We start from the raw sequence: 11,684 nt of genomic DNA, 5'->3' as shown, positions 1-11,684 counted from the left end.
GGTTCAGCGTCGCGGATCGTCTGCGCCGCCGGTTCGTTCTCGCCTCATGGCCAAGCCGAGCGTCGCCAGTCAGAAGAAGGTGACCGCCGAGAACCTCGCCAGCCTCGGCGTCGATCGCTTGGCGGAAATCCTGGTCGAGGTCGCCGAAACCCGGACGGACCTCAAGCGTCGGCTGCGGATGGAGCTCGCTGCGGGCCTGGGCGCGATCCATCTCGCGCCGGAGATCGACAAACGGCTCGGCGCCCTGGAAACCAGGCGGGGCCAAGTGACCTGGCGCCAGAAGCCGGCGTTCCTGCGCGATCTCGATGCCTTGCGAGGCCTGATCTCAGATCGGCTCGGGCGCGCCGAGCCCGACGCGGCTTTGGAACGGCTCTGGCGATTCCTGGCCACCTACGGCCAGACCTCGAGCCGCCTGCGGGAGCGCGACGAGGCGTTCGAGGCGGTCTACGCCCGGGCGGCGGATGAACTGGGCCGCCTGCTCGCCGGCCACGATCCGAACCTGGCCGCCCACGCCCTGGTTGACGCAGCGACCGCCGCGCCCCAGCCGTGGTCGCACTGGATGCCGCAAGCCCTGGCGGCTACGCCCCCCGCGACCGCACAGATCGCGCTGACCCTGGCCCAGGCCCGCGCCAAGGCCGCGCCTGGCTGGATCGTTGTCATCCGTCACCTGGCCGACGCCGCCGGCGATGTCGAGGCCCATGCCGCCACCTATGGCGCCCCGGCCCTGGAGACGCCGCCCGTGGCGGTCGCCCTGGCGCGGCGCTGGCTCGCCCTCGGCGAAATTGAGGCGGCGGGGCAAGCCCTGCGGCGCGCGGCGCCCAAGCCCAAAGGCTTTCGGGGGCGCTTGGCCGCGCCGGACTTCGACTGGGAAAGCGCCTGGATCGACTATCTCGAGGCGGCCGGCGACGCGGCCGGGGCCCAGGCGGTGCGCTGGGCCTCGTTCCAGCGGACCCTAGACACGAGCCGGGCCAAGGCCTTCGTTGGACGCCTCGATAGCTTCGACGATGTCGAGGCCGAGGGCGAGGTCTTCGCCTACGCCCGCGTACGACGATTTCCAGAAAGGCCTTGCGGTGCTGATGACTTGGCCCGCCCTGGCCGAGGCCAGCCGCATGATCCTGGATCGCGGCGACGAGGCCAGGATCGAGCCGGATGCGGCCGAAGCCTGGGCCGCGAAGCTGCGCGCCCGCTTCCCCGCCGCCGCCCATCGCCTGCTGCGCAAGGCCGCCGCCACCGCCTTCAAGCGCCGGGAGCTGAAGCTGTCACAGCGCCTGACCGAGGAAGCCGACAGCATCGCCGTCTGATCGCCGCGACATTCTGACCCGCCCCGCTCGCGCCCCGGCGCCCTGGAGAACGGGCCCGAAATTCCTATCTAAGATCCTGACAAATCAAAGGAGTTGCGAGCCCGATGGCAGGCGGATGGACCCATGACGGGGGCGTTCTTGATCAAATCGAAGACACCGTCACCGACGGGGTTCTCAGCGCGCGCGCCCGCCTGCCGGCCGGCGAGAGCCTGCTCTTCTGCGTAAGTTGCGGTGAAGACATTCCCGAAGCACGGCGACGCGCGCTGCAGGGTTGCCGCACCTGCATCGAATGCCAGACCGGGCGCGACAAGGAGATCGTGTTCAGCAGCATCAATCGGCGCGGCAGCAAGGACAGCCAGTTGCGCTGACCGTGACCGTCTCGCCGCCGCCAGGTCGCTGATCGCCATCGATGTGGTCGGAGAACCGAACTACCTGCAAGCCCTCCCCGCGACCATGCATCTGGGCGTCGGGAAGGGCGGCCGCGTCCTCGTCTGGCTCGACGGCGCGCGCCCAGTCCGCTTCGCGAGGTAGCGATAGCCAATATCGCCGCACTCGGGGCCATCCGGCAGGCTGTGGCTGATGTTGGCAATCCTGCGCTGGCGTCACGGGCCGAGGTCAATCAAGTCCGCGCCAGACCGCTGATCCCCTGGCCGCACCGCTTAGCCTTGGGCGACCGGCGTTTTGGACCAAGCCTCGCCGGCTGGGCCGCGAGGCGGCGGCGCCGGAGCCTTTGACGGCTCACCTCGTTAGGCCTTCTCAACAGCGGGGCCACACGATGAACCTGACCGATCCGCAAGCGCGGCGTTTTTCGCGGTGGAACACGCCGTCAACGCGCATCCTCCTCGGTCTGCTGATCGGCTTGGCCGCGGGCGCCGCGGCGAGCGGACAGCCGCCAGCGCGGCTGGATCCGCTGCTGGCGATCACGGCGCCGATTGGAGCGCTGTGGCTCGATGCCCTGACCATGACCGTTGTGCCCCTCGTGTTCGGCCTGTTGGTGACCGGCGTTGGATCGGCCACCTCCAGCGCGGCGGCCGGCGGGGTGGCGATGCGGGCTATGATATGGTTCGCCGTCCTGCTCGTAGCGGCCTGCGCCTTGAGCGCAGTGCTGACGAGCGCGCTGCTGCTGTGGTCCCCGGTTCCGTCGGCGGGACAAGCCCTACGCGGCGGCCAGCCCCCTAGTCTCGGCGCGGCGGGAGCTTGGTTCAGCGGGATCATTCCCGCCAATCCGATCAAGGCCGCCGCCGAGACGCAGATGGCCCCACTCGTGGTGTTCGCCCTGTTCTTCGGGTTCGCGGCCAGCCGCATCGAGACCCGCCTTCGCGCCGTCGTGACGACCTTCCTCGAGGCCCTTGTGGCCACCATGCTGGTCATCGTCCGATGGGTGCTGTTGGCAGGACCGCTGGGCGTCCTGGCGTTAGGCTTCGGCGTCGGAGCGCGACTGGGACTGGGGGCGGCGGGAACCCTGCTACACTACATCCTGATGGTCGTCGCCGCATGCCTGGCGGTGACCCTAGCAGCCTATGGCCTGGCCGTGGCGGCCGGCCGGTTGTCGCCCATCACCTTCGCCCGCGCTGCCTTGCCGGTGCAAGTCGTGGCGCTGGGCACGCAATCGTCCCTGGCCTGTCTGCCGGCGATGATCACGGCCACGTCCGGTCTGCGGACCGTCCCGGGTTCGGCCGAGGTCGTCCTGCCGCTGTCAGTGTCGATCTTCCGCGCGGCCAGTGCGGCGGCCAACATGGCGGTGGCGATCTATCTGTCGCACCTGCACGGCGTAACGCTGTCGCCCGCCACCCTCCTCGTCGGCGTGCTGGTGGCGTCCGCCGTCAGCCTCGCCGCGGTCGGTCTCCCGGCTCAGGTGTCGTTCTTTGCGACCATCGGGCCGGTCTGCCTGGCCATAGGCGTGCCGCTGAATCTCTTGCCTGTCCTCCTCGCGGTCGAGTCCATCCCAGACATCTTCCGGACCTTGGGCAACGTGACCACAGACCTGGCGCTGGCTCGCATCGTCGGTCGCCCAAAGGACGAGGCGGCCCTTGGCGGCGAACCGATCATCCGATGGGCCAACGGAACAGGCCCTGGCGCCAACGGTTAGGGGCCTGCGCAAAGCGCGTGGCCTTGAAAGTTCGGCATGCCCCTCATTGTCTTAGCGCGGATCGCGCTCTCGTTGCTGTCCTTGGCGGTCCTGGCGGCGGGCGGATATCTGCTGTGGACCTGGTACGACGGGGAGTGGCTCAGCGACGCGGCGGGCCGCGCCTATCACCTCCGTGAGGATTGGTGCCTGTGGACCGGCCTGGGGCTGCTGATCTGGTCGTCCATGGGCCGCCTCGTGCTTGTGCCCCTCATCGCGCGCGGCGACACCGATCCCAGCCGCGCGGAGCGCGGCGAGACGTCCACGATCATTGAAAGCCCGACCGGATCGCGTCTGTATGTCGAAGTCCACGGCCCAGCCGATGGTGAGACGGTCATCTTGACTCATGGCTGGGGACTGGACGGCACGATCTGGTTCTACCTGCGCCGAGCGCTCACCAGCCGTTATCGGGTCATCGTGTGGGACCTCGCAGGACTGGGCCGCTCGAAGGCCGCCGCCGGCGCGATCGACCTTTCGAACTTTGCCCGTGACCTGGAAGCGGTCATGGACTTCGCGGCCGCGCCCGCAATCCTGATTGGTCACAGCATCGGCGGCATGACCATTCAGACGCTGGTGCGCGACCACCCGAGCGCACAACAACGTATGGTCGGCGTGGTCCTCGTCAACACCACCTACACCAACCCACTGCGGACCATGATCCTCAGCCCGCTGGCCCAGGCCCTACGCTGGCCCGTGCTCGAGCCCGCCCTTTGGCTGGCGATTCCGCTCCAGCCGATCGCCTGGCTTTCGGCTTGGCAAAGCTACTTTAGCGGCGCGGCGCATCTGGCCAACCGCCTGGGGTTCGCCGGGCGCGTGACACGAAGCCAGCTCGAGCACACCACCCTGCTGGCCACCCGCAACCCGCCCGCCGCTTTGGCGCGCGGCAATCTGGCAATGTTTCGATGGGACGCCGACGGAGCCCTACAGGCGACGAGCATCCCCACCCTCGTGCTCGCCGGCGAGGCCGATATCGTGACGCTGAAGGCGGCGAGCGAAGTTCTCTCACGCGCGGCGCGGGATGGCCGTTTGGTGACGGTGGATCAAGCCAACCACATGGGTTTCCTGGAGCGCTCGGACGTCTACTGCGCCGAGATTGAGGCGTTCTGCGATGCGATCTCCCTAAGATCGACGTCGCTCGCTCCTTCAATCAAGGCTGCATGGCCCCCCCAGAGCATTTGAAACCGGGCGCCTCGAGACAATTACGATGACCCCATGGGCCGGCAGACGCCGCCGGACCGACGTTCCGATCCCGGTCGCCGGCGCCGCCAGGACCTTCGGCGGCCTCCTCCTGGGCGGCGTTCGGCATCGAGTCCGAGATAGGGCGGCAGGCTTCGAAGCCCGCCTCACAGTCGAATTCCCGCCACGATGCCTTACCGGCTGATCCAGAGCCATGGCTGGCGCGGAGCCTGCGAGTTCTCCACTGGATGGCGCTGGATGCGAAAGTTCGCCATCAGAGACCTCGCGCCTGTTCGCGAACCACCCAGAGTCGCCCTTGGCGAGCGGCCAGTCGCGGCTGGCCGAGCGCGCAGCTCGCGAGTTGGTGGCTGGCCGTCCGGTCCATACTAACAAGTTGGTCGTCTCGCTAGGCGACGTCATGCGGGAGCCAGGCGGCCATCACGGTTCCGCCGCCACCGACGATGATCCGAACCCTCAATCGTGACCACTACTTGGCCGAGATGACCTGGACGTGGCCTTGCACGCCCCCTGTCTTGCCGGCTAGGCCCGGCACTTCGTCCAGTTGCCGAAGGCTGGTGAACCGGCCCCGCTCCTCACGGTATCGCACGATCTCGAAGCCGTGACCCTTCAGGCCTGCGATGGCGTCAAAGTCCTCGGCCGTGGCGGTGTTGAGATCGATCATGCGGGGAGCCTGGAAGTGTGGAATGGGCCAAGGTTCAACCCAACGCCTGCCCGAAGGTTCACTGGCGGGCGCTTGTCCAAGCCGATTCCGCCGCAAGCCTGGTGGTGATCACGCGCCGGGTGGGGTGGTCGGCCGCGTCCGGTGGCCGCCCGGCGCCCCAAGAGCCTGAGGTGCTCGAGAGGCTGCTCCCCAGCACCAGCCGAGATCCGCCGCGCGCTCCCCCGCGGTCAGCGATGGGCGCCTGAACAGAGAAGGCTGGCCAACTCGGAGGCCAGATCTCCCCTTTTGGATGAGTTCCGCCGCCGTCGCCTCAGGTCCGTATACACCGATCCCAAAGAGGCCGCGCCGTCAGCACGCCTCCCGTTTCGATAGGCTCGGCCGAGCAATGCGCCTACGGGCGACCCTCGGCGAACGCCTCGATCATCTTGGCGCAGAAGGCCGGGAGGTCATCGGGCTTGCGCGAGGTGACGAGGCCATCGTCGACCACCACGTCCTGGTCGACCCAGTCGGCGCCGGCGTTCTTCAGGTCGGCCTCCAGCGACGGCCAAGACGTCATCGCCTTGCCTTCGACGGCGCCGGCGTTGATCAACGTCCAAGGTCCGTGACAGATGGCGGCGATCGGCTTCTTCGTCGTCACGAAGTGCTTGATGAAGTCGATGGCCTTGGGCTCCAGCCGCAGGGCGTCGGGATTCATCACCCCGCCCGGCAGGACGATGGAGTCATAGTCCTCAGGCTTGGCGGCCGACAGTTCGCGATCGACAGGCACCGTGCGGCCCTTGTCGTGATGCTCCCAGCCCTGGATCTGCCCGCCCTTGGGCGACACGACCTCGACCTGCGCGCCGGCGGCCTTGAGGGCCTCAACCGGCTTTTCCAATTCCGACTGCTCAAAGCCGTCGGTGGCGAGCACGGCGACCTTGCGGCCGGCCAGGGTTTGATCGGGCATTGGGATAGCTCCTCGGTAAGCGGCAGGGATCAAGTCTTGGCGGAAACCGGTCTGGCGAGCGTCGGTTCCGTTCGGCGTCGGCGGTGGAAAAGCCCGAAGCCTTTTCCGGGATTTTGGCGCGGAAAGTCGCCCTACCGCCCTTAGGGATGGCCGTGCTCGGCGTTGCGTTTGCGCGTCGCGGCCGCTTTCTTGGCCGAGGCCGAGCGGTCGGCAGCGCTGCGATGGGCCGACGCTTCGCCACCCGCCTTACCGCCCTTGTGGGCCGCGGGATGACCCGTGGCCTTGCCGCGGCCAGAGCCGCCCTCCTTCTTGCCGCCGCCGTCATCCTTGTTGACGGTGGCCCAGGCCCGGCGTTCGGCTTCCGTCTCCGAAACGCCCTTGGCCTCATAGCCTCGCGCAATATGGTCGGCTTTGCGTTCCTGCTTATCGGTGTACTTGGATTTGTCGCCTTGGGGCATGTGACGTCTCCTTATGAAATGGCTTTGGCCAACATCCACGAAAATCCCTGCCGCCACCGCTCCGTTCCCACAGCAAAGTCAGTCACTTAGCGTTGACTCCCCCGAGACCGCTCCCATTCAGGGATGGCGAGGCCATCACGCGCGCTACACCCGCTGAGATGATGCTCTGGCGGGCCAAGCCGAACGCATCGCCGCGCTCGGCGGCCCGGCCTAGGTCCGAGGAGGATCCTTTTCGGCGGCAAAGGCCGAGGCTTGCTCGGGCGCGACGCGGGCGTCGGATGATGACGCGTTCGCAAGCGGCTCGGTGTGCACGACCTTGCCGATCTGGTCGGGGTCGCTTTCCATATGGCTGTCGCTAGCGGGGACAGGGCCCGGGGCGGCCGGCGCGGGGGCGGCGGTCGCCGGATAATCGGGGACCGGGGCGCGAGGCTGGGTGACATTGTGGACGCCGCCCAGGCCGTCGGCGGTTTGCGGATCCTTGCCCGTGGTCATGGTCTGTCTCCAAACTGTCTCTGGAGAGCAAACGCCAGCCCGGGCCATCCGTTCGCGGGCCATCAAACGCAGGGTGGGCTCCCTCGACAGCCTCGTCCAGCGCGAGCGAGACGAGGTCGGCGGCGGCCAGCGGTCCGGCCGGGGCTTCGAACTTGGCGCAAGGACCTTGGGGGCGCATGGCGAGGCCGGCGGCGCCAGGCCCAGAGGACGCAGTCACCCGCATGGCCGGATCAAGGCCGCGCAGCGGTTCGACCAGCGCGCCGACGGTGAGCGGCCCCAAGACCTCGGGCGGCGGAGGGCGGACCAGACTCGCCAGAGCCTGCCCCACCTCCCCTGCTCGGGCGGGTCACACGTAGAGGCTGGAGCATCGGCCGGCGAGGCCGTTCATCGACTTGAACAGATCGGCAGTCCCGCGCCCGGCCGCGTCCCACCCCCAAGCGCAGATACCGGGGCGGCGTTGAGCGCCAAGAGCAGGACCGCCCATCTCACACTCCGCAAGCGCGCGGCGCGAGCGGACCCGATCCGCGGGCGCGGCCAAGCCATGTCAGGGCGCGCCGCGCTGCAAGTAGGCCCGCACGGCCTCGGCGCTGTTGCCGACCTTGACGACCGCCTTGGCCAAGTCGTCGCGGCTGACGCCGAGCGCCTGGGTCCAGTATGCGACCTCATAGGCCTCGCTGAGGCTGATGCGCGAAGCGTCCTGCGGCCCGCGCTGATCCTTGTCGTCCGACATCAAGCGCTCCCGGTGAGAAACCAATGATCAAATGATGGCGTGGCCTAACGGTCGCGCACATAGACCACGCGGGTGCTGCGCCCGCGCAGGAGCAGTCCCAGGACGACGCCGACGGCCGCCGCGACACCCAGCGCTCGGACCGGCTTGAGCTGCACCCAAGCCTGAAGGTCGCCGTAACGGTGCTGGACCGTCTCGGCGCTCTCGCTTGCCAGGGTCAAAATGCTGTCGCGCGCCTCGCCGATCGCGGTTTCGGCGACCGTCCTGACGCGCGCGGCGGCCGCCTTGGCCGAGGTCTTGGCCCCCTTGAAGCTCGGGGGGCCTTCGCGCGGCGGCAGGTCACCGCCCAGTTCCCCGATGAAGCCCTCGCCGTCGATGCGATAGTCGCTCATGTCCGTTCCTGCTGTGGAAATCCTTGGCCGCCCGAGCGCGTCCGGGAGCAGAAAACCTGGACCTGCGTATCGTTCCTACGCTCGGGTTTACGGAACAAGAAGGGGCGGCCGCGGCAGGCTAATTCGCTTTCCGCAGCAAGCGATGCGCCCGGTGGCCGGAACGCCACGGGGTCCGCGACGTTGCCGCCCCATGGCCGCGGCTCCGAAGACCAATAGTTCGCACAAGGTGGTGTTTGCGGCTCTGGCCGGAAACCTCGCCATCGCCGCCACCAAGTTCGCGGCCGCGCTGATGACGGGATCGTCGGCCATGCTGACAGAGGCGATCCATTCCACCGTCGACACGGGTAACCAGGGGCTATTGCTCCTCGGCCTGGCCAGGGCCGGCCGGCCGCCAAGCCGCACACATCCGTTCGGCTACGGCATGGAGCTTTACTTCTGGTCGTTCGTCGTGGCGCTGATGATATTCGCCCTGGGCGGCGCGGTGTCGGTCTATCAGGGCGTTCACAAAATCCTCGAGCCCGAGCCGATCAACCGGGTGTGGATCAACTTCCTGGTGATCGGACTGGCGATGCTGTTCGAAGGCGGTTCGTTCCTGGTCGCCTGGCGGGCGTTTGGCAGGGTTCGCGGTGAGGTCCCGTTCTTCCCCGCCCTTAAGAACAGCAAGGACCCATCGATCTTCGCCGTCCTTTTGGAAGACGGCGCGGCGTTGCTGGGCCTGGCGCTTGCCGCCTGTGGCGTCGCCGGTTCGGCGCTTGGCCTTGCTTGGGCCGATGGTGCGGCCTCGGTGGCCATCGGAGTGCTGCTGGTGGTGGTCGCCGTGTTCCTGGCCAACGAGACCCGCAGCCTGCTGACCGGCGAGGCCGCCGCGCCGCGTGTGGTCGAAGCCGTGCGCGACGTCCTGGCCCGCGACCCCCGCATCGAAAGCGTCACCGAAGTGCTGAGTATGCATCTGGGCCCGAGCGAGATCTTGCTCGGCGTGACCCTCGATTTTTGCGACACCCTGACGGCTCGGGACATTGAAGGCGCCGCCGACGATTTCGCCGCGCTGATCCAGGGCGTGGACGCGCGGATAACCAGGGTGTTTGTCCGATCGGGCCGGGCCCGCGCCGCCTACGCGCGCGGGATCGACCCGTCGCCGGCGACAGCTGAACACTAGCCCTTGGCATGGCGGCCACGGCTCGTCGCCCTGCGCCAAGCTCAAGGTCAGCTCCCGCCGCTTTGCGGCCGGTCGACCGGTTCGCAAGGCGATGCAGATAGATCGGCACGCTCTTTACGATGGCCGCGACGTCCCGCCCGTCGTGCGAGTTGTCATCCTCGCAGGGTGCTTCGAAGGCGCTCACCATCGCCAGGCCAACGCCCGCACACCGGGGTCAGCACCAAGCCCGTCAAAGGCCCTGGCGTCCCCCTGGGGCGATCGGGCCGGTGCGCGGACGCCCGGGGCGCTCAAGGCCTGCCCCTAGCGAAAACTCCTGGGCGACGTCGAGATCGCCGATCAGCAGGGCGATCGGAAATCCCGACAGCCGCACCACGCCGGCCTCGGTGGCCGGGCCGCCGGCGAACCGACCGGCGGCGATCGCCGCCACATCGCTTACCGGCTCGCAGGCTTGGCCCATCGATGGATCGGCCGGGATCAGCACCACCGCCTGGGGATGGCAGTCCTGCAGGAGCCTTATCAGGTCAGCGACGATCATCGCTCCTCCGCCCGTCTCAAGGGCGCCGCCGAGGCCTTCGGCCGTGGGGGGCTAGCGCGGGGCGTGGCGCGTCGCGGCGCCGGTGTTGCTGACCCGCTCGGCTCATAGGCGGCGAAACTTCTTGGCTCGATCGGCGCGCCCGGATCGCCCATCGCCGATGTTGTGGCGGTCGCGTCATTGGCCGCCGCTCGAACCGCCTGGGCCGCCAGGCGGACGAATAGCGCGGCATATTCGGCCGCCGACACGCGCCAGGAGCTGTCGGACGCCATGGCGTTGAGTTGGACGCGGCGCCAGGCGATGGGGTCCCGGTAAAGGGCGCAGGTGCGCCGAATGGCGTCTTCGAGCATGTCCTGAGTGGCGGGCGCGAACTGCACGCCGGTGGCGGCTGAACGCGCCATTCCGGCGGTGTTGGCGTCGATGATGGTGTCGGAAAGACCACCCGTGCGCGAGACCACCGGAACAGCGCCGTAGCGCATGGCGCACAGCTGCGTCAGGCCGCAGGGCTCGAAACGTGACGGGGCCAGGATGGCGTCGGCGCCGCCTTGGATCAAATGCGCCAGGTCCTCACGGTAGCCGAGGAAGCGGCCCATGGCGCCGGGGTAGCGCTCGGCCGCTTGGGCGAAGGCCCGCTCGTAACGCGGCTCGCCCTGGCCGCAAACGATTAATTGCGCGCCCTCGGCGAACAGCACCGGCAGCGCGCCCAAAAGGAGGTCGACGCCCTTCTGGTCGGTCAGACGGCTGAGAATGCCAAACAGTGGCGCGTCGGCGTCAGGACGCAGCCCGAACTTGGCCTGCAGCGCCAGCTTGTTGATGGCTCGGCCTTTTTCAAGGCTCTGGGCCGAGTAGCGGGCGCTGATATCGGGATCGGTCTCGGGGTTCCAGACCTCGGCGTCGATACCGTTGAGAATGCCGACCAGGGACTTGGCGCGCGCCTTGAGCAGGCCGCCCAGCCCCATACCGCCCTCTTCGGTGGTGATCTCGGCCGCGTAGCTGGGTGAAACGGTGGTGACTTGGTCAGCGAACTGAATGCCGGCCTTCAGGAAGCCGATGTCGCCCCAATATTCGACGCCATCAATGCCCATCGCCTCGGGCGGCAAGTCGAGCTTGGCCAGCAGCGTCGCGGGGAACAAGCCTTGGAAGGCCAGATTGTGGATGGAGAGCACCACGGGCGGAGTCTGAACCCGTGGGGTCTTCTTGCGGGCGTAGTGAAGATAGGCCGGGGTCAGGCCTGCGTGCCAGTCGTGAGCCTGGATGACGTCGGGCCGATAGTCGGCCAGCAGGCCAAGTCCGATCTCGGCGGCGACCTTGGCCAGGGCGGCGAAACGCAGGCCGTTGTCGGGCCATTCGACGCCCGGGGCCTGGAGATAGGGATTGCCCGGGCGCGCATAGAGATGCGGCGCGTCGATCACCAACAGCTCAAGGTCCTTGGCGCGGCCGCGCAGCAAACGCGCGGGCCCGCCCATCAGCGCCTTGAACTGGTGGATCACGATGGGCGCGTCCAGGGCGGCGATCACCGCCGGATAGCCAGGGACCAGGGTGACGACCTGAACGCCTTCGCGCGACAGGGCCAGGGGCAGCGCGCCGACCACGTCGGCGAGGCCGCCAGTCTTGACCAGGGGAAAGATTTCGGCGGCGACCGACAGGACCTTGGGGCCGCTCATCGGCGGACGCCGAGCAAGGCGTGCGCCGCCGGCGCT

General features: G+C 68.3%; 13 protein-coding genes. 5 read left to right on the top strand and 8 right to left on the bottom strand.

The genetic code is table 11. From position 1 onward, the window contains the following. The first annotated feature begins 46 nt into the window (after positions 1-46). The 4 genes from AC1RR5_RS20415 to AC1RR5_RS20400 all read left to right on the top strand — a co-directional run bounded on the left by AC1RR5_RS20415 (position 47) and on the right by AC1RR5_RS20400 (position 4,605). Positions 47-1,318, top strand: coding sequence for a DUF6880 family protein (locus AC1RR5_RS20415; RefSeq protein ID WP_492924449.1), 1,272 nt, complete (start codon positions 47-49; stop codon positions 1,316-1,318). Positions 1,319-1,405: 87 nt separating this feature from the next. Next, the gene (locus AC1RR5_RS20410) at positions 1,406-1,669 is read left to right on the top strand and encodes a DksA/TraR family C4-type zinc finger protein (protein WP_492924447.1); all 264 of its coding nucleotides are present in this window, start codon (positions 1,406-1,408) and stop codon (positions 1,667-1,669) included. A 407-nt stretch (positions 1,670-2,076) separates the two neighbouring features. Beyond that, positions 2,077-3,390 (top strand): dicarboxylate/amino acid:cation symporter, encoded by a 1,314-nt coding sequence (locus tag AC1RR5_RS20405; RefSeq protein WP_492924445.1) that lies wholly within the window; start codon positions 2,077-2,079, stop codon positions 3,388-3,390. A 36-nt stretch (positions 3,391-3,426) separates the two neighbouring features. Next, positions 3,427-4,605 (top strand): alpha/beta fold hydrolase, encoded by a 1,179-nt coding sequence (locus AC1RR5_RS20400; RefSeq protein ID WP_492924443.1) that lies wholly within the window; start codon positions 3,427-3,429, stop codon positions 4,603-4,605. Positions 4,606-5,089: 484 nt separating this feature from the next. On the opposite strand, the gene AC1RR5_RS20395 is transcribed toward AC1RR5_RS20400, so the two are convergent. The 6 genes from AC1RR5_RS20395 to AC1RR5_RS20370 form a co-directional block, all read right to left on the bottom strand. Continuing rightward, a complete protein-coding gene (locus AC1RR5_RS20395) occupies positions 5,090-5,284 on the bottom strand; it encodes a helix-hairpin-helix domain-containing protein (protein WP_492924441.1) in 195 nt (64 codons plus the stop codon). A 391-nt stretch (positions 5,285-5,675) separates the two neighbouring features. Then, the gene (locus AC1RR5_RS20390) at positions 5,676-6,227 is read right to left on the bottom strand and encodes a type 1 glutamine amidotransferase domain-containing protein (protein ID WP_492924440.1); all 552 of its coding nucleotides are present in this window, start codon (positions 6,225-6,227) and stop codon (positions 5,676-5,678) included. 140 nt (positions 6,228-6,367) lie between these two features. Further along, complete coding sequence (locus tag AC1RR5_RS20385) at positions 6,368-6,685, bottom strand: plasmid stabilization protein (protein WP_492924438.1); 318 nt, start codon at positions 6,683-6,685, stop codon at positions 6,368-6,370. A 210-nt stretch (positions 6,686-6,895) separates the two neighbouring features. Beyond that, complete coding sequence (locus AC1RR5_RS20380; RefSeq protein WP_492924436.1) at positions 6,896-7,177, bottom strand: hypothetical protein; 282 nt, start codon at positions 7,175-7,177, stop codon at positions 6,896-6,898. A 544-nt stretch (positions 7,178-7,721) separates the two neighbouring features. Beyond that, complete coding sequence (locus AC1RR5_RS20375; protein WP_492924434.1) at positions 7,722-7,907, bottom strand: DUF3606 domain-containing protein; 186 nt, start codon at positions 7,905-7,907, stop codon at positions 7,722-7,724. A gap of 44 nt (positions 7,908-7,951) precedes the next feature. Then, on the bottom strand, positions 7,952-8,296 hold the full coding sequence (locus AC1RR5_RS20370; RefSeq protein WP_492924432.1) for a hypothetical protein: 345 nt from the start codon (positions 8,294-8,296) through the stop codon (positions 7,952-7,954). A 190-nt stretch (positions 8,297-8,486) separates the two neighbouring features. Here AC1RR5_RS20370 and AC1RR5_RS20365 point away from each other — a divergent pair, with 190 nt between their 5' ends. Continuing rightward, positions 8,487-9,452, top strand: coding sequence for a cation diffusion facilitator family transporter (locus AC1RR5_RS20365; RefSeq protein WP_492924430.1), 966 nt, complete (start codon positions 8,487-8,489; stop codon positions 9,450-9,452). Between the two features lie 229 nt (positions 9,453-9,681). On the opposite strand, the gene AC1RR5_RS20360 is transcribed toward AC1RR5_RS20365, so the two are convergent. Both AC1RR5_RS20360 and glgA read right to left on the bottom strand, forming a co-directional pair. Further along, the gene (locus AC1RR5_RS20360; protein ID WP_492924428.1) at positions 9,682-9,987 is read right to left on the bottom strand and encodes a hypothetical protein; all 306 of its coding nucleotides are present in this window, start codon (positions 9,985-9,987) and stop codon (positions 9,682-9,684) included. Beyond that, positions 9,984-11,648: a glycogen synthase GlgA gene (gene glgA / locus AC1RR5_RS20355; protein ID WP_492924426.1), complete on the bottom strand. Its 1,665-nt coding sequence runs from the start codon at positions 11,646-11,648 to the stop codon at positions 9,984-9,986. The genes AC1RR5_RS20360 and glgA overlap by 4 nt, the downstream gene beginning before the upstream one ends. Positions 11,649-11,684: the final 36 nt, after the last annotated feature.

This window comes from Caulobacter sp. GW821-FHT11E11, assembly GCF_058808315.1.
This window is presented reverse-complemented; position numbering and strand designations above follow the sequence as displayed.

What these genes read in the sequence shown, in the direction of transcription:
- AC1RR5_RS20415 (WP_492924449.1), top strand. Translation starts at nt 47, where the DNA reads ATGGCCAAGCCGAGCGTCGCCAGTCAGAAGAAGGTGACCGCCGAGAAC.
- AC1RR5_RS20410 (WP_492924447.1), top strand. Translation starts at nt 1,406, where the DNA reads ATGGCAGGCGGATGGACCCATGACGGGGGCGTTCTTGATCAAATCGAA.
- AC1RR5_RS20405 (WP_492924445.1), top strand. Translation starts at nt 2,077, where the DNA reads ATGAACCTGACCGATCCGCAAGCGCGGCGTTTTTCGCGGTGGAACACG.
- AC1RR5_RS20400 (WP_492924443.1), top strand. Translation starts at nt 3,427, where the DNA reads ATGCCCCTCATTGTCTTAGCGCGGATCGCGCTCTCGTTGCTGTCCTTG.
- AC1RR5_RS20395 (WP_492924441.1), bottom strand. Translation starts at nt 5,284, where the DNA reads ATGATCGATCTCAACACCGCCACGGCCGAGGACTTTGACGCCATCGCA.
- AC1RR5_RS20390 (WP_492924440.1), bottom strand. Translation starts at nt 6,227, where the DNA reads ATGCCCGATCAAACCCTGGCCGGCCGCAAGGTCGCCGTGCTCGCCACC.
- AC1RR5_RS20385 (WP_492924438.1), bottom strand. Translation starts at nt 6,685, where the DNA reads ATGCCCCAAGGCGACAAATCCAAGTACACCGATAAGCAGGAACGCAAA.
- AC1RR5_RS20380 (WP_492924436.1), bottom strand. Translation starts at nt 7,177, where the DNA reads ATGACCACGGGCAAGGATCCGCAAACCGCCGACGGCCTGGGCGGCGTC.
- AC1RR5_RS20375 (WP_492924434.1), bottom strand. Translation starts at nt 7,907, where the DNA reads ATGTCGGACGACAAGGATCAGCGCGGGCCGCAGGACGCTTCGCGCATC.
- AC1RR5_RS20370 (WP_492924432.1), bottom strand. Translation starts at nt 8,296, where the DNA reads ATGAGCGACTATCGCATCGACGGCGAGGGCTTCATCGGGGAACTGGGC.
- AC1RR5_RS20365 (WP_492924430.1), top strand. Translation starts at nt 8,487, where the DNA reads ATGGCCGCGGCTCCGAAGACCAATAGTTCGCACAAGGTGGTGTTTGCG.
- AC1RR5_RS20360 (WP_492924428.1), bottom strand. Translation starts at nt 9,987, where the DNA reads ATGATCGTCGCTGACCTGATAAGGCTCCTGCAGGACTGCCATCCCCAG.
- glgA (WP_492924426.1), bottom strand. Translation starts at nt 11,648, where the DNA reads ATGAGCGGCCCCAAGGTCCTGTCGGTCGCCGCCGAAATCTTTCCCCTG.